The sequence below is a fragment of the Candidatus Syntrophocurvum alkaliphilum genome, assembly GCF_009734445.1.
In the GTDB taxonomy this organism is placed as follows: Bacteria; Bacillota; Syntrophomonadia; order Syntrophomonadales; family Syntrophomonadaceae; genus Syntrophocurvum; species Syntrophocurvum alkaliphilum.
Map to the genome: position 1 here is coordinate 1,040,011 of NZ_CP046457.1, position 20,981 is coordinate 1,060,991.

Sequence of the window (20,981 nt, forward strand, 5' to 3'; positions counted from 1 at the left end):
TTAGGTGATACTTCTTGTCAGGGACCTTATTTAGATTTTAGTAAGTTTCTAGGTTGGTGTCAAGCTTCCTCTGTAGTGTCTTCTTCATTTAATGCTAACATTTTTTCTTTAACTTTGTTTTCTAGTGTTGAGTAAAACTCTGGATTGTTTTTTATGTATTCTTTAGCATTTTCTCTACCTTGCCCTAAACGTTCACCTTCATATGAGTACCAAGAACCACTTTTTTGAATAATATTTAACTCTGCACCAATATCTAATAAATCACCTTCTCTAGAAATTCCAATACCATACATTATGTCAAATTCTGCAGTTCTAAAAGGAGGTGCTACTTTGTTTTTTACTACTTTTGTTCTTGTTCTACTACCAGTCATTTCAGTTCCTTGCTTTATAGCTTCCCCTCTTTTTACTTCTAGCCTAACTGATGAATAAAACTTCAAGGCCCTTCCTCCAGTAGTTGTTTCCGGACTACCATAGACTATCCCGACTTTTTCTCTTATTTGATTTATAAATATGACACATGCTTTCGACTTACTTATATGAGCTGTAAGTTTTCGTAAAGCCTGTGACATTAACCTTGCTTGTAAGCCTACATGTACATCTCCCATTTCACCATCTAGTTCTGCTCGTGGAACAAGTGCTGCCACAGAATCAACTACTACTATATCTATAGCACCACTCCTTACTAAGGCTTCTGCAATTTCTAAGGCCTGTTCGCCACTATCAGGTTGTGCAACTAATAAATTTTTAACATCAACACCTAATCTGCGGGCATAGAGTGGATCTAAGGCATGTTCTGCATCAATAAATGCCGCCATACCTCCTTCTTTCTGAGCTTGAGCTACAGCATGTAATGCTACAGTTGTTTTACCTGATGATTCAGGTCCAAACACCTCTACTACCCTACCTCTTGGAACTCCCCCAACCCCAAGAGCAATATCTAATGATATACACCCAGTAGAAATCACTTCTACATTCATTGCAGTTTTATCTCCAAGTTTCATTATCGAACCTTTTCCAAATTGCTTTTCAATACCCTTAATTGTATTATCAAGTGCTTCAACTTTACCTTTATTAACTTCTTTTTCCATAGTTGCACCCTCCTCAAACATATGTTCGTTTTTTATAGTATAATAATGGATATAAAAATTGTCAATTAATTTTATCCAAGTAATGAAAATCTTCCTAATTCTGAATATTGTGGACCATTAGAAGATAGTTTACTTTCCATTAATTTAAATTCGTTAATGGAAAATCTTAATTTTTTAATATTATTTTGCATAGCATTACACTTTTTCATGAACTCTTGTTTATTATCTTCTGATCGAATCCTTCCTAAAGTAAGATGAAAGTGATGGTTTCTTTCTGTTTCAAATCCTAAATTTCCAAGATATGCATCTACTCTATTGGTAAGAAAACTCGCTTTGTCCAATTCCCCTTTTAATCCAATCCAAACTACTCTTGGACGTATATGATTAGGAAAAAAACCTATTCGATCTAATATTAGATCAAAGTTAGGACAGTTTTCTCCAACTATTACAAGATTATGTTTAATCTCTTTTAATTGATTCTCATTTATATTTCCTAAAAATTTAACAGTTAGGTGATAATTTTCATATTCTACCCATTTGACATCTGGTTCAACTGTATTTAACTCAGTTTTCACTTTAGAAACATAGTCTTTAACTGTCTTTGGTATGGGTATAGAAATAAATGTCCTCATAATTATATCCCCACCATTACAATTATTTTATTTTTTTTCTTATTAAATCTAGTGCTGATTTTGCTGTTAACATTCGAATTGCATCTCGATCTCCTACAAAACGCAACTTTTTTACTGTACAATAATTGTTAAAAGCAATTGCTATATAAACTTCACCAACAGGTTTTTGCTCAGTCCCACCATCAGGACCAGCTATACCAGTAACCGCAACTCCTATATCTGCATCTGATACCTTTAAAGCTCCTTTTGCCATTTCATATGCAGTTTCCTCACTAACAGCACCATTTTTATTTATTGTATTTTCCTTAACATCTAATAAACCTATCTTTGATTTATTACTATATGATACTATTGTGCCCCAAAACACACTTGAACTACCCGGTACATCAGTAATTAATTTTGATATAAGTCCTCCTGTACAAGATTCAGCAAAAGCAATTGTTTTTCCTTTTTTATCTAATAATTTTACTATATTAGAAGGTAATGTTTCTTCATCATACCCATAAATATAATTCGATGTTTTTTCAATAATATTATTGACGACTATATCAAGGTTTTCTTGACTTTCTTTAAAATCTTTTCTATCAGCTGTTACCCTAATATGCACTTCTCCTTCATGTGCAAGTAAAACAATACTACAGCCATTAGGATTATTCATAACTTCGGCAATCATCTCTTCAATTTGAGATTCTCCCGGACCTATTACCTTTATAACTTTGGTAGCAATTTTTTTCTCTTCAAGATTTAATTCTCTTATTAAAAGTGGTTCCACCTCATCTTCATACATCTTTCTCATTTCATTAGGTGGACCAGGTAGCAGAATTGTTTTTTTGTTTCCTTTGTCTATGTACATCCCTGGTGCTGTACCTATTGAGTTTTTTAATATGATAGCATCTTTGGGAAACATAGCCTGTTTTATATTGCTTTTAGGCATATCTCTATTTCTTTTAGCAAAAAAATTTTGCAAATTATCTTCTACTTTCTTATTTAAAACAGATTGAATACCTAGAACTTCACATGCTATTTCCTTTGTTAAATCATCTTTTGTAGGTCCTAATCCACCAGTGGTAATCACAACATCGGCAGATTCTAATCCAAGCTTAAATGCTTTTATTAAATTTTCTTTATTGTCTCCCACAATACTCTTACCAATAACCTTAACACCTAATTTCTCTAGTCTTTCTGAAATGAAAATTGAATTAGTATCTAATGTTAATCCTAACAACAGTTCAGTTCCTGTAGATATTAAATATGCAGTTTTCACTTTAATTCCTCCCTAATTTTATCCAACTGCCTTGCATTTCCAGGCTTATTATAAATAAGTCAGTTCTTGTTTTTAAATTTTTATTAGTAATAAATTTAATTTTTACAGTAGAACTATATTTTCTTATTATAAACTTTTGGTTTCACTACGAAAAGCTAAACTTAGACTATGGAATCGGCTGAGTAAACATGTTTACTCAGTCTTAAATTTTTTGTAGTTTCTTTTTACAGCAGAATCTCTTTTTTATTAACATAAAAAAACCCTGCAATTTAATGCAGGGTTTAAATGAAACTTTATTATACAGCTAACTTATTGTTAGAGTTTAATAGCTTTACAAAAGCTCGTCTATCTAGAGATTCCTCCTGTAATAGATGCTCTGAAATATTGTATAGTGTATTAATATTATCTTTTAATAATTGTTCAGTTTCTTTCTCTAAATTAACTAGTATTTCCTTACATTCATTATAAAGTTTTTCCTTAGGCACTTCTTCAATGCTAACTACTCCCAATGAAGATAAACCAGATTCAACTATTTCCCTTGAAACCTTCCAGGCTTGATTAAAATCGTTTTTAGCTCCTGTGCTTCTATTTCCATATTTAAAATCTTCAGCAATTGCACCAGCAAGTGCAACCATTATATGCTTTTCTAGCTCTGAACGAGTGTATAAATATTGATCATCTTGAGATGATTTTCTCATAAACCCTAATGCTTTTCCACGAGGAACAATTGTAAGTGATGATACTGAGCCTTCTTCAACAAGCTCACTGATTAATGCATGACCACTTTCATGAACACTTACTCTTTCGACCTCTTTCTGACTAGGTCTACGATCTAATTTTTCACCCATTATTACTTTATCAATTGCCTCAATGAAATGACGATGTTCTATTTTTTGAGCATCTTCTCTTAATGCTAGAATAGCTGCTTCATTTGATAAACTTTCTAATTGGGCACCTGAAAAGCCAAAAGTTGCTCTAGCTATATCATCAATATCAATATCTTCTGCTAAAGGTTTATTTTTTGTATGAATGCTAAAAATTTTTGATCTACCGCTTTTGTCAGGTAAAGTAACTTGTACTTGACGATCAAAACGGCCTGGTCTTATTAAAGCAGGATCTAACATATCTGCTCTATTTGTAGCTCCTACCAGTAATATTCTGGTTTCATCATCAGGATTAATTCCATCCATTTCTACTAATAATTGATTTAATGTTTGATCATATTCCATATGACTTGAATTTCCACCACGTTTAGAACCTAATACCTCTAGTTCATCAATAAAAATTATTGCACTTTTATTCTTTGAGTTACTAGCTTTTTTCCTAGCATCACTAAAAAGTTGTCTAATTCTTTTTGCACCAACACCTGCATACATTTCAATAAATTCACTACCAGATGCTGCTATATATTCAGAACTAGTATATCCAGCAGCTGCTCTAGCTAATAATGTCTTACCTGTACCTGGTGGACCAACAAGTAATACCCCTTTTAATGGTCTTATACCCATTTTTTTCGTATTATCAGGTTTTAATAAAAATTGTAAAGCTTCCTTCAATTCGTTTATTGCTGAATCTTGGCCGCCAATATCTTCAAACTTCATAAAGTTAGTATTCTTAATGTTTTCGCCTACATTAGCTAATTTCATTTTTCCTTGATTCATCATAAAGTAGAAAAATCCACCAATTAGGAGAGCAAATAAGACGAAAGGGAATACATTTAAGCCCAAAATTGCTAGAAAAATAATTCCAGCTACACCTGATCCTGTTGCTATTTCTTTCTTCATTTATTTGCTACACCTCCTTTTTTATATTAACTACTGCTGTAGATCTATCTAATACTTTGTATATATAATAATTTTCTTGTTCTAGTTGAAGATATAGATTTTCTTCATCTACAAAAAGCTTATAATCATAATTCTTTTGTTTTTCTTCTAATTGCTTATCCAACCATAAAAATTGATTGTTAGCTATAGCTTCATATATTGCTAAGTGCAAATTATCATAAGCTTTTTCAAGTTCATTATTACTATTATCTAATATAATTAATTCGTAGTTTTCAGGATCATATTTGCTATTTAATACTTTTGTTGTATCTGTATATACTTTTTTTAGATTAGTTGTTTTTCCTAACTGTATTTTAAAAACATCTTTTCGATCTACTTTTTCAATTTTTACATCTTGTATTTCAGGAATCTCAGATAATTCTCCTTTAACAGGGTTGTGAACACCTATAGTATTATATAAGTTATACCCTCCAAATAATAAACCTAATACGACAACAAGGGATATAAGAGCTATTATTATTCTAAATTGTGGTTTGTTTTGCATTAGTACTCCCCCCTTTGTACTAAGTAATTATAACATAGACCTAAGTCCTGTTCTGTACATAAAATATGGTAAATTGGGGAGTTAACTTCAAGGTAAAAACTCGGCTTTCGCCGAGTTCTTCTGTTCGTATTATAAAGTTGTTTCACTGCGAAAAGCTAAAATTATACTATGATCGACTGGCAAACATGTTTATCACGCCACTCTTCTGTCTTTATCTTGATTTTGTAGCTATATTATCATTAGTTAATAACTATTTGATTTTATTGCTTTTTCTCCATATTTTCATAGCAGAAGCTTCCTTTATTAATTCATCTCTAAAACTTGGGTGTGAAATATTAATTAGTGCTTCTGCCCTTTCCCAAGTACTTTTTCCCTTCATATTAGCAATTCCATATTCGGTTACTATCATATGAGTAGCTGATCTAGTACCTGTTACCACTGTGCCATGAGCAAGTATAGGCTTTATTCGTGAAGTTACTTGATTAGATGTTTTATAAGTTGATGGCATACATATAAAGCTTTGACCATTTTTAGAACGATATGCACCTTCAACAAAATCTACTTGTCCACCAGTTCCACTAATATGCCTTGTCCCTACTGTTTCTGATGAAACCTGACCAAAAAGATCAACTTCTATACATGCATTTATTGATACAAAATCATCTATTTGAGAAATAATATATGGATTATTAGTATAATCAACTGAATAGGCAGCTACACCAGGATTATCATCTATAAATTCATACAATTCTTGACTCCCTAGTGCAAAAGAAAATACTTGCTTATATTTATCAATACTTTTTCTTAAACCTGTAATTTTACCTGCTTTAGTCATCTTTATATAAGCATCAACATACATCTCTGTATGAACACCTAAATCCTTTAAGTCTGATTGCGCAACTAGATTGCCTACTGCGCTAGGTATTCCACCAATTCCAAGCTGTATACAACATCCATCATAAAGCTTATGAATTATATTTTGCGCTATCTTTTTATCTGTTTCTGATGGTTCAGTAGCAGGCAGGGTTAGTAATTCTGGATTAGGTCCTTCAACCACAAAATTTACTTGAGAAATATGAATATTTTCTTGGTTTCCTCCTAAAACTCTAGGTATGTTTTCATTTACTTCTAATATCACATATTCAGCATTTTCAATAGATGCCATATTTCCTGCTGCACCTACACCAAAACTGAAAAATCCATGGTTATCCATGGGACTAACACTCGCCATAAAAACTCTTGCAGGAATACAGTCATTTCTAGTTAGCATTGGTAGTTCATTAAACTTCATTGGTATGTAATATGCTAAGCCTTTACTATAAAACTCACGAGCCGCACTACTGAAATGCCAAGTATTTAATGTAAAATGTTCTCCTGTTGGATCAGAATCTATTGAAAAATGAGGCCATAATCCTAAAGTATTCCTTATATTTACATTAAATAACTCATCCTTTCTCCTAGCTAGTGCCTTATCTAATTCATAAGGCCCTGTTAAACCAAAACCATAATCAATCCAATCACCTGATTCAATAACTTGTACAGCTTCTTCTGCTAAAACTAGCTTATTTTGATATTCACTTTTTAAGTGCACTCCGTACTACCTCCCAAAAAAACCTTGTGAAATAATTTAATTCACAAGGTAAAAAATACTACAAAATAATTTTTAATATTTTTAATTTATTAAGAACTTATTTTATATTTATAAAAGTATTCTAACCCAGATGCTATAGTAATTACAACAGCAATATAAATTGCATAATCCCCTAGTGGGATATTAATAAAAGAATAATATATATTTTGCAAAATTATTAATAATACAGCAACAACTTGAGTTATTGTCTTTAATTTACCTAATTTACTTGCAGGAATAACAATTCCATCCTCAGCTTTAACAGCTCTTAGACCTGAAACTGCAAATTCTCTTCCGATTATTACTATTGCTATCCATCCAGGTATTTTCCCAAGTTCTACTAAACTTATAAGTGCTGCTGTTATTAAGAGCTTATCAGCTAATGGATCTAATATTATTCCTAATTTAGTTACTTGTTTCCATTTTCTTGCTAAATATCCATCTAAACTATCCGTTAAAGCAGCAATTATAAAAACTGCTGCAGCTAAATAATCACCATATGGTACATTTATTAATAAAATAAGAACAAAAACAGGTACTAATAATATTCTTGATATCGTTAATATATTAGGTAGATTCATGTATATATTCCCCAATCATATCATAATTTCTAACACCTTTAAATTTAACCGGGCTAAATTCTCCTAATTTTAAGCTTTTATCAGTCTTGATTATTGTAACACCATCAACATCAGGAGCTTGAAAATAACCTCTTCCCAAATAAAGGTTCTTATCTAATCTAGATGTAACTAATATTTTTTCTTCACGGTCTATTCGAGCTATATTTTTATTTCTAGTTATTTTACTTTGAATCCTTAATATTTCATCTTTCCTATGTTGTTTTACTTCCTCTGGTATTTGGTTAGGCAAGGTAGATGCACTTGTGCCTTCCTCTGAAACATAACAAAATGCCCCTAGCCAATCAAATTCGGCGGCTAAGATAAATTCACATAATTTATTAAAATCATCTTGTGTTTCTCCTGGATAACCTAACATAACAGTAGTACGCAATACTATATCTTTTATATCAGTTTTTAGATTTTCAATAAGTTTATATAAATGATCAATATTATGTTTTCTATTCATACTTTGCAATATTTTATTTGAAGCATGCTGAATAGGTATATCCAAATATGGAACGATTTTTTCATGTTTTTTAATGAGGTTTATTATGTCCTCATTTAAATTTGATGGATGAACATACATTAAACGTATCCATTCAAGTCCCTCTATAGAACATAACTCTTCAAGAAGAGTTTTTAAATTAGGGTGACCAATTAATTCATTTCCATATGAAGTTGTATCTTGTGCTATAATTACTAATTCTTTAATTTTGTTTAATGATACTAATTTTTTAGATTCTTTTATAATATTATCATATGGTCGCGACCTTAAGTTGCCACGAATTAGTGGAATTGCACAATAACTACATTTATTATTACATCCTTCTGCAATTTTAACATAAGCCCAGCCTGGTGGTGTAGATAGTATTCTTGGACCCTCTTCTATATAATGAACTGTTGGATAATCAATAAATACTTTTTGTTGCTTATTGATTATTTTTTTAATTGCCTTATCTATATTCACAAAAGATGAAATGCCTATTATACCATCTAATTCAGGTATTTCCCTAATTATTTCTTCTCCATATCGTTGTATGAGACAACCAGTTGCAATAAGATATTTTAACTGTCCATATTTTTTTAGTTCACTAGTTTTTAATATATTATCTATTGCTTCTTCTTTAGCCTCAGTTATAAATCCACAAGTATTTATAATAACTATTTCTGCTACCTCTAGTTTATTTACAATTTTATAACCATTACTTTTTAAAATTCCCATCATTACTTCAGTATCAACTTGGTTCTTAGCACATCCTAGACTAATAAAACCTACATTCATTGTATATAATTTCTCCTTAGTCTGCTGTAAAAGTCAATTTTTCTGGTTGCCAACTTTCACCTATAGGCTCAAGCTTTTCACCATTTAATGTTAAATTTATTCCTCCAGCATTTCCTGCATGTATAAAAATCTCTTCCTCACCTTCATAAAATATTTCTTCACCAATATTTAAAACACCAGAAAATTTTTGTTCTCCATCAACTACAATCTCTAACCAACATCTTTCACTAGCTTCTATTAATAAACTTACTGTAGCTTCTTCCTCTACATCAGTAATTTCTTTTTCTTTTTCAACTGGGTCTCTAGGATCAACAACTTGAGGTGGTTGTTCAGTACGTTCACCAAATCCTTTATCTAAAAAATAACCAACTAAAATATTTCCTAAAAATATCGCTATAAATAAAAATATTAGGCCTGCTAAAATATTTTTGTAATTAATTTTTGAAAAGTAACTTATAGGCTTTTCTTCATTAGGTTTAGATATTTGGGCTAATACCTCTTCGTTAGGAGTATTATCGTATGCTATTTGCAAAAATTCTTCAGCCATTTCTTGGGGATCTAAATCCAAAAATTTTGCATACCTTTTTACAAAGCCAACTGCATATACCTTTGGAGGCAGGTTCTCGAACTCTTCGTTTTCTATTGAATCTAAATAGTGTTTTCTAATTTTTGTTTCTTCTTCTATTGCCTCTAAAGTATACCCCTTGCTTAATCGCTCTTTTCTAAATTTATCACCTATATCTGCCATCCGTTGTTTTCACTCCTAACCACCGTTAATATTAAGTTATGCTAATTTTAAATTTAGATTTATGTATCAATTGAGGAGGCTAAACCTACAGCCATTCTTATAGCCTGTCTCATAGGAAATTTCAGTGATAATCCATAAACAATACCTGCTAAAAATAAATGAAGTTGTTTCTTGCAATTAAATTCTTGATTTGGAGATAATGGTAAACTACTAACTCCTTTTTTGTTTATCGTTATTATATTATTGGTTCCATCAGTTATAATTACATCTCTTACACCTTTTTCAACCATATCTATTCCTTTTTCAGTATTAACCTGCAACATTTCGTTATTTTTAGTACCAATAATCACTAAAGAGTATTCATTTAGTATATCAGATATTTCTTGTATATTGTTATCTACATAAACACATGTACAATAGGAAGGAATCATTCTTAAGTCATTTTTGGTAATTAAATGTTTATATCCTATTTCTTGAAAACTTGGTTGAATTATTAACCATTCACTATTATACGCAATCCACTCTCTTTCACTAAGAAGTCCTTCATAATCATTTAATAAAAATCCTTCTGAAAATTCAATTACATTGTTAACAATAATTTTCCTACTACTTCTCTTATGTTGGTGCTTATATATGTTAGACAAGTCTACGTCTAGTTTCTGTAAATTTTCTATTAAACTAGTGCTTAAATCATCATTTCCAATTAATGTTATAATCTTAACCTTTGCACCTAAATTTGTTAATGCTTTACTTACCTCATTTGCAAACCCACCATAAAATATATCAATTTTATCTTCATCATTTTGTGTAACTTGAATATCAAGTGAAGATTCTCCAATAACTACTATAGGAATTTCTTCGTTAAAAACATAACCTTTGCCTAATATAACGCCCTTTTTCATTAAATTAGAAATATGTACTGCAACTGATGATCTAGTTATATTAAAGCGAAGAGCTAACTCTTCCTGCGATATCAGGGGTTCTTTTTTTAAAATATCTAAAATTTCCTTTTCACGCGAGGTAAGCCTCATAGTCCCCCTCCCCCCTACCTAATAACTTTCCATTATGACAAATACTAACATAGATTCTAATTAGAGTATAGGTTTTCAAATTGTTGATTATCTATTAGTACCTCTCTTTTTTTATTACTATCTAATTCTGAAACTATACCTCTTTCTTCCATCATATCAACAAGTCTAGCTGCTCTTGAATAACCAATTCTTAATTTTCTTTGTAACAATGAAACTGATGCTTTTCCATTATCAACAAATATTTTAACAGCATCCCAATATAATTCATCACCAATATCTGTATCAGACTTTTCTAGCGTGCTTTCTAGTTCATTGGTTAATTCTGCTTTTTCTTCAACAACCACTTGGGATTTAATATAGTTTACAGTGTTTTCAATGTCATTATCTGATACAAATGCCCCTTGAATCCTAAATGGTTTTACAGCTCCTATTGGGAAAAATAGCATATCACCTTTACCTAAAAGTTTTTCTGCTCCACCCATATCTAGAATTGTTCTAGAATCAGCTTGGGACGATACAGCAAATGCAATTCTAGAAGGAATATTAGCTTTTATTAATCCAGTAACAACATCTACTGATGGTCTTTGAGTAGCAACAATTAAGTGAATACCTGCTGCTCGAGCCATTTGAGCTAATCGACATATTGAATCCTCCACTTCCACAGGAGAAACCAACATTAAATCAGCTAGTTCGTCAATAATAATTACAATATATGGCATAAAGTCTTCACTAAGTTCATTATAACGGTTTATATCTCTAACGCCTTTTTCTGCAAATATTCTATACCTTTTCTCCATTTCTGTAACCATCCAACGTAAAACTACCGATGCTTTTTTAGGATCAGTTACAACAGGAGTCATTAAGTGAGGGATTCCATTGAAAACTGTTAATTCAACCATTTTAGGATCAATAAATACTAACTTTAACTCATCAGGAGATGAATTATATAAAAAGCTCGTTATTATACAATTCAAGCATACACTTTTTCCTGAACCTGTTGAACCTGCAATAAGTAGATGAGGCATATCCTTTAATTTTGCTACAACAGGATTTCCACCAATATCTTCACCTAATGCAAATGCTAAAGGACTATTTAAATTTTTAAATAATGATGATGTTAGTAGGTTTTTTAAACCTACACTTGCCATTAAACTATTAGGAACTTCAATACCCACAGCAGATTTTCCAGGAATAGGTGCCTCCATTCTTATGCCAGGTGCTGCAAGATTTAATTGTAGGTCATCAGTTAAACTTAAAATCTTACTAACTTTAACACCTGGAGCTGGAGTTAGTTCATATCTTGTTATTGCTGGACCACAACTTACTTGATTAACCTTTACTTTTATGCCAAAACTTGAAAATGTATCTTCTAATACAGATATGCTTTGTTTGATATTTTTCTTATCTACACTTTTTTCATTATTTATATTAGTTAACAATTCTAATGGAGGTTTTTTATAAATAAAATCTAAGTCATTATCTGTTTTATTAAAAGAAATATCTATTGGTTCTGATTTACTCTTGTTTTTTTGTCTTTTAACTGGCTTTTTATCAGTTTTATCAGATTTATCAGTTTTATCAGCTTTAACATAATCAGTGTTATTTGATTCTAAAATATGTGGTAAATTATTATCTGTATCTAAATGATTTATTATTACGGGCTCTGTGTTTGTAGAATCTATAGTTGAAGGTTCTTCTGACAAGTTTTTAACATCTTTTTTAGATTCGCTTTCTTCCGGTTTGTAATACATAATGTCAACAAAATAATTTCTAGTTTTTTTTACTATATTTATCAAGAATTTTATAATCTCAGATATAGGTTTTTCTATTATCATTATTATCGCTAATATACAGGATAATATTATTGCAATTACAGCACCTATATTACCAACTAATGTTACTAATGAATAAGAAATAAAACCACCTATATACCCTCCTCCAAGACCTTTTATTCCTGCATCCAAAGACGTAATTCCTTTAGGAGTATTATAGATGCTTATAGATATTAGTATAGCAATTGCTAAAATAGCAACGCCCCACATTCTCACCGACCATAGTTTTTTTATTACACCAATATGAATAGACCAAATTAGGAGAAATAAAGGAACTAAAATAGAAGCTAATCCAAAACTAATATCTATTAATCTCATTAGTTGAATACCTATTAAACCAATGAATTGGTCACTATCAGGAATACCTTGATAATTTCTTAAGCCTACATAAACAAATACGGCTATCATAAGCACTATTATTGATAATATTTCTTCTCTTATATAACTTTTCTTTTCTTTATTATTAGTTTTTTTATATCTAGTGGGCTTGGTTCTATTATTTTTTGACATTAATTATTATCACCTCTATAAGCTTATCGTAAAATCCTGCTACACAACCAAATTGTTTCTTGGTTAGGAAAACTATACAACTTTATTTCGATTGAATTTATTGTATTCCTTCCTTTTTTTAAATTATAAAAAAAAGAACCAGATTAAATCTGGTTTTTACCACTCTGAAGTTAAATGAATATTTGAAATTGGTTTCACTGCGAAAAGCTAAACTTAGACCATGGAATCGCTGAGCTACTTTTTGCAGCAGAACCAAATTTGTTTTTAAAATAAAAAATAAGCTACTAAAGTAAAGAAACCAACACCCCAGACATAGTATGCAAAAACTGAAAGTCTTCCAAATTTAACTAAATTGACTACAACCTTTATAGCTAAATATCCAAATAAAGCTGAACAAATAAGTCCTATACCATACGGAAGTAAGTTCTTGATATAAATTCCAGAAGCAAAAACATCACTAAGTTGAAAAACTGCTGCTCCTAAAATAACAGGAATAGATAATAGAAAAGATAATCTAGCAGCAAATTCTCTATCAAGTCCTGAAATTAAACCTGCAGCTATGGTTGCACCAGACCTCGAAATACCAGGTATAATTGCTAATGCTTGAAAACTACCTATCACAATAATATCTTTAATAGATGTTTTTTCCTCAAGCTTTAATCCCAATTTTAAATTCGATAATTTTTCAGAGTATTTAAGTATAAAGCCAGTAAAAATCAGTCCTATACCAACTACTAATAAAGAAGTAAAAGCTTTTTCTATTAAAGGTTCTAGGAAAAATCCTACTAGAGCTGCAGGAATTGATCCAATGATGATTAATAAAGTAATACGTGAAAAAGGTTTCTTAAGAATAGAAATTATATCTTGCCAAAAAGCTACAAAAACTGCTATAAGAGTTCCTAAATGTACAATAATACCAAAAGTTAATGGTGGTTCTTCAACATTAAGTAAATATTGAAAAATAACTATATGTCCAGAGCTGCTAACAGGTAAAAATTCTGTAATCCCCTGCACCAATGCAATTATTAGTGCCTCAATTATTGTCACATTGCCCCTCTCCCTACTACTAAATTATAAAGCACGTCAAAAGACGTGCTTTATAATAAGTATATTATTAATTTTTAGCTTTAGAATTTAATATATTTGATACTCTGCGAAAAGCTAAATTCATATTAGGGAATCGGGCTAAGCAAACTTTTTATTAATTAAGTTTTTATTTAACTTGAAAATCCAAAGTTATAATATTACCAGGCTGATAATTAGTATTTAAAAAATCGCCAGGATCAGTACTGTTAATTTCCAAAACTCTCACACTATTATATTCTATAGGCTCAACATTCATAACTCCACCTGAAGGTAGCTTCACCGTAACAGCTTTTTTATCTTTTTCAGAGGAATCCATGAGTTCAAAAGGATTTGGAGTATATACTATCATTGTAAAGTTCCTCCTGACTGATTAATTAATTCTTTCATTTTTACAATTGCTGTACTCATTCCACCAACTTCATCAATTAATCCACATTCAACTGCATCTTCTCCTACAAGTACTGTTCCAATATCTCTAGCTAATTCACCTGTTCTAAACATTAACTCCCTAAACTTTGAGTCGGTAACATTAGAATGTTGAGTAACAAAATTAACTACTCGATCTTGCATTTTATCTAAGTATTCATATGTTTGTGGTACACCTATTACAAGACCAGTTAATCGTATTGGATGTATAGTCATTGTTGCTGATGGAGCTATAAAAGTATAATCAGAACTTACAGCTATTGTAGCTCCAATAGAATGTCCACCACCTAATATAATTGATACCGTTGGTTTAGAAAGACTTGTAATCATTTCTGCAAGTGCTAATCCTGCTTCAATATCACCACCAACTGTGTTTAACACAACTAATAAACCTTTTATTTGTGGATTTTCCTCAACTGCAACTAACTGAGGAATAACATGTTCATATTTAGTTGTTTTATTCTGAGGAGGAAGCACCATATGACCTTCTACTTGTCCAGTTATGGTTAAACAATGAATATCACTTTTAAAACTAGGAATATCTACCTGCCCTAATTCTTTAATATTATCTAATTTGGCTTGGTTTTGGTCTTGAGGGTTTGGATTCTGTTCTTGTGGCGTAGGATTTTGTTGATCCAAATTAAGTGCTCCTTTCTAATAAGTTCTTTAAATATAGATTTGCCTGTTTGCAAAAAAAAATACGCAGAAAATAATTCTGCGTATTTTTTGGTTTACTGCTATACTAAGACCCAGTTGAGCAAAATTGTTTATCACGCTACTCGTCAATACTTTATCTCGAATTTGGCTCAGCCTTTTTTTACTAAACTTCCATGATTATTGGTAATATCATTGGCCTACGGCCTGTTTTTTCATATAAATGTTTACCTAACTTATCCCTAACCTGAGCTTTTATAACTGCCCATTCCGTAAGGTTTTTCTTATAACAAATATCTAAAGCTTCTTTTGCTTTTTCTTTAGCGTCTTCTATAAGCTGTTCAGATTCTCTTACATAAACAAAACCTCTTGTTACGATATCTGGACCTGCAACTACTTCGTTATTATCTTTATTTATAGTTACTACTACAATCATTATCCCATCTTGGGATAATTGTTTACGATCACGAAGTACAATATTTCCTACATCACCAACACCAAGACCATCCACTAAAACTTTACCTGCAGCCACCTTACCATTAAAAGTCGCCTTTTTTCTACCTATCTCAATAACTTGTCCATTTTCAGCAACAAATATTTTTGAAGGTGGTATCCCTAAACTTTCCGCTAATTTAGCATGTTTCATTAAATGGCGATATTCTCCGTGTACAGGAATAAAATATTTTGGGCGGATTAGATTTATTAATATTTTCAACTCTTCTTGAGCTGAATGCCCAGAAACATGTACCCCTATACCTTTTTCATAAATCACCTCAGCTCCTTGGCGGAATAATAAATCAACAGTTCGAGCTACAAGTTTTTCATTTCCAGGAATGGGGGTAGCAGATATTATTACTGTATCCCCTGGTTGCAATACCACCCATCTATGATCTGCAGTAGCCATTCTAGTAAGTGCTGACATTGGCTCTCCTTGGGAACCTGTAGTTATTATTACTACTTTGTTAGGTGGATATTTTTTTATATCTTCCATTTCAATTAATACATCTTCTGATATATTAATATATCCTAGTTCCTTAGCTATTTTAACATTATTCACCATGCTTCTTCCTACAACAGCAACTTTACGCCCGTATTTTTCCGCATTAGTCACAACCTGTTGTATTCTATGAACATTAGAAGCAAAAGTAGTAACAATTATTCTTCCACTACATTTTCCAAATAACTCCTCAAAGGTGTTGCCTACAACTTTTTCGGACATAGTAAAACCAGTTCTATCAGCATTCGTACTATCTCCAAGCATAGCAAGTACACCTTTTTCTCCGTATTCAGCAAGTTTTCTAAAATCAACTACCTGTCCATCTACAGGAGTTTGATCTAGTTTTATATCACCGGTATGCAATACAATACCTAATGGAGTATTTATTGCCACTCCCATACAATCTGGTATACTATGACTTACTCTAAAAAACTCAGTTTCAATAGGTCCAGTTGATACTTTTTCTCTTGGGCGCACTACTCTTAAGTCTGCATTGTTAATATTGTGCTCTTTTAACTTTCCTTCTACTATACCTACTGTTAGTCGACTTCCATAAACAGGAACATTAATCTCCTTTAATACATATGGTAAAGCTCCAACATGATCTTCATGACCATGAGTAAGTAAAATAGCTTTTACTTTTTCTTTGTTCTCTACTAGATAACTTATATCAGGTATAACAACATCTATACCTAATAATTCCTCTTCTGGAAACATCAAACCACAATCTATAACAATTATAGTATCCTCATATTTAACTGCTAGCATATTTTTGCCTATTTCACCAAAACCGCCCAGAGGAATAAGTTGTATACGTGAATCCGCATCTGACATCCAAACACCTCCTTTACTCTTTTTTAATTTTAATAAGTAAATCCGAATATTCCGCTTTGCTTATTATATCTGATTGTTTCGAATCTAACAACTTTGCAAATTAATGTAAACTTAACATTTTTCATTTAAAAATGAAAAAGATAGACTAAAAGTCTATCTTTTTCAGTAATTTATTATTTTTACTTATTTTTATAATTTCTTATATTTTTTTAATAAATCTTTAAGATAAACTTTCTCTTCTTTTGTTGCTGGAATTAATGGTAACCTAAAGCTTCCTGCATTCATACCCATTAAATTCAAGGATTCTTTTACTGGCACTGGATTAGATGTAATAAATAATCCCTTAAATATAGAAAATAGGTTTTTATGAATATCTAAAGCCTTTTTAGTTTCTCCTTTATCAAAGGCTTCTATCATACTCTTAATTTCATTTCCTACAATATGTGCAGCTACACTTACAACTCCAACTCCTCCTATTGCTAGCATAGGTAAAGTTAAAGAATCATCTCCTGAATAAATAGCCAATTTTTCATCTGTTTTTGTTTTAATTGCAGATACTTGATCCATATCACCACTAGCTTCTTTAATTGCTAATATATTGTCTATTTCTGCTAACCTAGCTACTGTTTCAGGTAATAGGTTAGAGCTTGTTCTACCAGGTACATTATAAAGCATAATTGGTAAAGAAGTGCTTTCGGCAATAGCTTTAAAATGACGATACATACCCTCCTGAGAAGGTTTGTTATAGTAAGGTGCAACAGCCATTATGCCATCTACACCTATTTTTTCTGCGTTTTTAGTCAACTCTACTGATCCTTTTGTATAGTTAGAACCAGTACCAGCCCATACCTTAACTCTGTCACCTACTTTGTTTTTAACTGTCTTATACATATTCACTTTTTCTTCTACTGATAATACTGGTGATTCTCCTGTAGTACCACAAACTACGATACCATCATTTCCATTGTTAGCTAGGTATTCTGCTACCTCTTCGGCTTTTGCATAGTTTACCTCTAAATCTTCTGTGTAAGGAGTTATCATTGCCGTTAATAGCTTAGTATCTTTCATTTTTCCACCATCCTTCAATTTTTATTCCCCAACTGAAATTTGTTGTGAAGGGCCTTTACTGCTTTTTGCATATCTGTTTTTTTAACTAAACACCAAATATTTGTATAAGAATCCCCTGATTGAAGTAATGTTATATCTTCTTCAGTTAATGCTTCCATTATCTTTGCCATAATTCCAGGTATACCTGTCATAGCTGCTCCAACTATTGCCACTTTTGAACAGTCTACCTCAATTTCAGGATATATATCAAGGTTTTTTAATACTTCTAATGCTTTTTCTAGGGAATCTTTAAAAACGGTAAACATAATCAAGTCTGGCTGTACACTGATAAAATCAACACTTATATTAGCAAGAGCTAAAGATTTGAAAATTTTTAGTTCTATTTCTTTTCTATCCTTTATGTCATTAATTAAAATTCTTATTTGAGAAATATTTGAAGTATACGTTATACCTGTTATCAGACGATCTCTCATTATGTTTATTGTCTGTGCTTCATTTATATTATGAGTAACCATAGTACCAAGCGAATTTGTAAAGGTTGAACGTATTCTTAAGGGAATACTTTTTTGCATTGCTATTTCAACAGCACGAGGATGAACTACTTTAGCTCCTTCTCTAGCTAACTGACAAACTTCATTGTAGGTTATCACATCTAATAACCGAGCATTTTCCACCACTCTTGGGTCAGCAGTCATAATACCTTCGACATCAGTAAAAATATCTATTACTTCTGCATTAATTGCAACACCTAGAGCGCTAGCAGTAGTGTCACTTCCCCCTCTACCTAATGTAGTTAATTCTCCCTCTTCAGTTACACCTTGAAACCCTGCTACTACTACAACAAAATCATTTTCTAAATACTCAAATATTTTTTTAGGATTTACATATAGTATATGGGCATCTCCATAGTTTCCATCAGTAATTATACCAGCTTGTTCACCAGTAAAAAAAACACTCTTTATTTCTTCGGCTATAAGCTTGCTAGTTAATAAGCTACCAGACAATATTTCACCGCAAGACATTATCATATCTAGCTCACGTTTTGGTGGATTCTCATTAATTTGTTTAACTAGATTTATTAACGTATCAGTGGCATAGGGTTCATTCACTCTTCCCATAGCTGATACCACTACAACAATAGCATATCCTTCTTCTTTGGCTGCAATTATTGTTTCACAAACTTTTTCTCTAAGCTCAGGAGTAGCGAGTGATGTCCCGCCAAACTTCTGAACAACAATTTTCAATATTATTCACCTTCTTAATAAAGGTTTTTATCAACTACTATCTCAGCAATTTGTACAGCATTTGTTGCTGCACCTTTTCTAATTTGGTCAGCTACGACCCAAAATGATAGACCATTATCACTAGAGATATCTTTTCTTATCCTACCAATAAAAACCTCATCTTTATATGAAGTGTATAATGGCATTGGATAAATATTATTTGTTGGATCATCTTGAACTATTATGCCAGAAGAATCAGATAATATTCTTCTAGTCTCCTCAACTGATAATATTTTCTCTGTTTCTAAATTTATAGCTTCGGAATGACTTCTATAAACTGGAACTCTTACTGCAGTAGCAGATATTTTTAATTCCGGTGTATTCATAATTTTTCTTGTTTCATTAACCATTTTCATTTCTTCTTTGGAGTAACCATTATCTGTGAAAACATCTATATGTGGTATTAAATTAAAAGCTATCGGATATTGAAATGTTTGTGGTATCATTTCTGATTTATTTAAATGGCTATTTACATGTTCATCTAATTCGTTAATACCAGCAACACCAGCACCGGAAACTGCTTGATAAGTAGAAACTACTACTCTTTTTAAACCAGCAGCCTTATGAATAGGATTAATGGCTACTGCCATTATAATCGTAGAACAGTTTGGATTAGCTATTATGCCTTTATGCCATTCTATATCATGAGGGTTTACTTCAGGAACTACTAGTGGAACATTGTCATCTAACCTATATGCTGAGCTATTATCTATTACCACACAATTATTTTGTTTTGCTAATGGTTCTAAGTGTTTAGTTATATTACTATCTACAGCAAATAAAGCAACATCAGCATTCTTAAAAGAATCTGCTGATGCTCCTTTAACTGTTAACGTTTCACCTTTAAACTTAAGTTTTGTTCCTTCCTCACGTGGATCTGCTAAACATATTAAATCTTTTATTTTTATGTTTCTTTCTTCTAATATTTGTAACATTTCTTGCCCAACAGCTCCTGTTGAACCAACAACTGCTAATCTTACTCCATCTGCCAAAACAATTACCTCCTGTAAAAAATATCTAATTAGTATTGTAGCATAATAGCATTCCCTTGCTCAATGCTTATACAGGCCCTAACATAACAGGCTGAATCTGTTTTCCTCGTAAGGCACATACAATCGTGTCAATTAATCTATCTAAATCCGCTACCACAGAATTTGCTTTTCCTACTGGGTCATCTTGTCTAAATGGTACAAAATATATATTTTTCATATTTAATAATAGCCCTATATTTTTAGCGTTTATTGATAAAGCATCATTTGTAGAAACAGCAACAACTACTGGTCTTTGATTTCTCAATTGTGCCTTTGCTGCCATTAAAGCAGGAGTATCAACTATGCCATTTGCTAATTTGCCAATTGTATTGCCTGTGGCTGGAACAATGACAACAATATCAAGAAACTTTTGTGGGCCTATAGGTTCTGCACCAACAATAGTATTAATAATTGGTTTCTTAGTTATATTACCAAGAGCACTCTTTAGGTCCTTCACTTTATAGAAGCGATTATCAACTTTATCAACTGTATTTGATAGAATTGGGTAAATTTCTGCACCTTCTTTTTTTAAAGCATCAAGCTGAATTAACGCATCATCTATAGTACAGTGAGAACCAGTTAAAACAACACCTACTTTTACACCTTTCAACCGAATTTCTTGTACTTCTTGCACTTT

General features: G+C 31.6%; 19 protein-coding genes. All 19 read right to left on the reverse strand.

Annotated elements, in window-relative coordinates:
- Positions 1-59: 59 nt before the first annotated feature.
- On the reverse strand, positions 60-1,088 hold the full coding sequence (recA, locus tag SYNTR_RS05110) for a recombinase RecA (RefSeq protein ID WP_156203516.1): 1,029 nt from the start codon (positions 1,086-1,088) through the stop codon (positions 60-62).
- A gap of 71 nt (positions 1,089-1,159) precedes the next feature.
- Positions 1,160-1,720 (reverse strand): RNA 2',3'-cyclic phosphodiesterase, encoded by a 561-nt coding sequence (gene thpR / locus SYNTR_RS05115; protein ID WP_156203517.1) that lies wholly within the window; start codon positions 1,718-1,720, stop codon positions 1,160-1,162.
- Positions 1,721-1,742: 22 nt separating this feature from the next.
- Positions 1,743-2,984: a competence/damage-inducible protein A gene (locus SYNTR_RS05120; protein ID WP_156203518.1), complete on the reverse strand. Its 1,242-nt coding sequence runs from the start codon at positions 2,982-2,984 to the stop codon at positions 1,743-1,745.
- A 296-nt stretch (positions 2,985-3,280) separates the two neighbouring features.
- A complete protein-coding gene (locus tag SYNTR_RS05125; protein ID WP_156203519.1) occupies positions 3,281-4,768 on the reverse strand; it encodes an AAA family ATPase in 1,488 nt (495 codons plus the stop codon).
- 7 nt (positions 4,769-4,775) lie between these two features.
- Complete coding sequence (locus SYNTR_RS05130; RefSeq protein WP_156203520.1) at positions 4,776-5,312, reverse strand: hypothetical protein; 537 nt, start codon at positions 5,310-5,312, stop codon at positions 4,776-4,778.
- A gap of 250 nt (positions 5,313-5,562) precedes the next feature.
- Positions 5,563-6,903, reverse strand: a complete 1,341-nt coding sequence (locus SYNTR_RS05135; RefSeq protein WP_156203521.1) for an acetyl-CoA hydrolase/transferase family protein — start codon at positions 6,901-6,903, stop codon at positions 5,563-5,565.
- Positions 6,904-6,992: 89 nt separating this feature from the next.
- Positions 6,993-7,523 carry a CDP-diacylglycerol--glycerol-3-phosphate 3-phosphatidyltransferase gene (gene pgsA, locus SYNTR_RS05140; protein WP_156203522.1) on the reverse strand — a complete coding sequence of 177 codons (531 nt, stop codon included), beginning with the start codon at positions 7,521-7,523 and terminating at the stop codon, positions 6,993-6,995.
- The gene (rimO, locus tag SYNTR_RS05145) at positions 7,510-8,844 is read right to left on the reverse strand and encodes a 30S ribosomal protein S12 methylthiotransferase RimO (protein ID WP_156203523.1); all 1,335 of its coding nucleotides are present in this window, start codon (positions 8,842-8,844) and stop codon (positions 7,510-7,512) included. Before rimO ends, pgsA begins: the two co-directional genes overlap by 14 nt.
- A gap of 16 nt (positions 8,845-8,860) precedes the next feature.
- On the reverse strand, positions 8,861-9,592 hold the full coding sequence (locus SYNTR_RS05150; protein ID WP_156203524.1) for a helix-turn-helix domain-containing protein: 732 nt from the start codon (positions 9,590-9,592) through the stop codon (positions 8,861-8,863).
- A 59-nt stretch (positions 9,593-9,651) separates the two neighbouring features.
- Positions 9,652-10,623 carry a PfkB family carbohydrate kinase gene (locus SYNTR_RS05155; protein ID WP_156203525.1) on the reverse strand — a complete coding sequence of 324 codons (972 nt, stop codon included), beginning with the start codon at positions 10,621-10,623 and terminating at the stop codon, positions 9,652-9,654.
- A gap of 56 nt (positions 10,624-10,679) precedes the next feature.
- A complete protein-coding gene (locus SYNTR_RS05160) occupies positions 10,680-12,965 on the reverse strand; it encodes an FtsK/SpoIIIE family DNA translocase (protein ID WP_156203526.1) in 2,286 nt (761 codons plus the stop codon).
- Positions 12,966-13,229: 264 nt separating this feature from the next.
- Positions 13,230-14,012 (reverse strand): undecaprenyl-diphosphate phosphatase, encoded by a 783-nt coding sequence (locus tag SYNTR_RS05165; RefSeq protein WP_156203527.1) that lies wholly within the window; start codon positions 14,010-14,012, stop codon positions 13,230-13,232.
- Positions 14,013-14,178: 166 nt separating this feature from the next.
- Positions 14,179-14,400, reverse strand: coding sequence for a YlzJ-like family protein (locus SYNTR_RS05170; RefSeq protein WP_156203528.1), 222 nt, complete (start codon positions 14,398-14,400; stop codon positions 14,179-14,181).
- Complete coding sequence (locus SYNTR_RS05175; protein ID WP_156203529.1) at positions 14,397-15,116, reverse strand: ClpP family protease; 720 nt, start codon at positions 15,114-15,116, stop codon at positions 14,397-14,399. Before SYNTR_RS05175 ends, SYNTR_RS05170 begins: the two co-directional genes overlap by 4 nt.
- A gap of 181 nt (positions 15,117-15,297) precedes the next feature.
- A complete protein-coding gene (locus SYNTR_RS05180) occupies positions 15,298-16,962 on the reverse strand; it encodes a ribonuclease J (RefSeq protein WP_156203530.1) in 1,665 nt (554 codons plus the stop codon).
- A 189-nt stretch (positions 16,963-17,151) separates the two neighbouring features.
- Positions 17,152-18,030 carry a 4-hydroxy-tetrahydrodipicolinate synthase gene (dapA, locus tag SYNTR_RS05185; protein WP_156203531.1) on the reverse strand — a complete coding sequence of 293 codons (879 nt, stop codon included), beginning with the start codon at positions 18,028-18,030 and terminating at the stop codon, positions 17,152-17,154.
- 14 nt (positions 18,031-18,044) lie between these two features.
- Positions 18,045-19,274 (reverse strand): aspartate kinase, encoded by a 1,230-nt coding sequence (gene dapG / locus SYNTR_RS05190; protein WP_156203532.1) that lies wholly within the window; start codon positions 19,272-19,274, stop codon positions 18,045-18,047.
- Between the two features lie 14 nt (positions 19,275-19,288).
- The gene (locus SYNTR_RS05195; protein ID WP_156203533.1) at positions 19,289-20,305 is read right to left on the reverse strand and encodes an aspartate-semialdehyde dehydrogenase; all 1,017 of its coding nucleotides are present in this window, start codon (positions 20,303-20,305) and stop codon (positions 19,289-19,291) included.
- Positions 20,306-20,372: 67 nt separating this feature from the next.
- Positions 20,373-20,960 carry a dipicolinate synthase subunit B gene (locus SYNTR_RS05200; RefSeq protein WP_156204701.1) on the reverse strand — a complete coding sequence of 196 codons (588 nt, stop codon included), beginning with the start codon at positions 20,958-20,960 and terminating at the stop codon, positions 20,373-20,375.
- Positions 20,961-20,981: the final 21 nt, after the last annotated feature.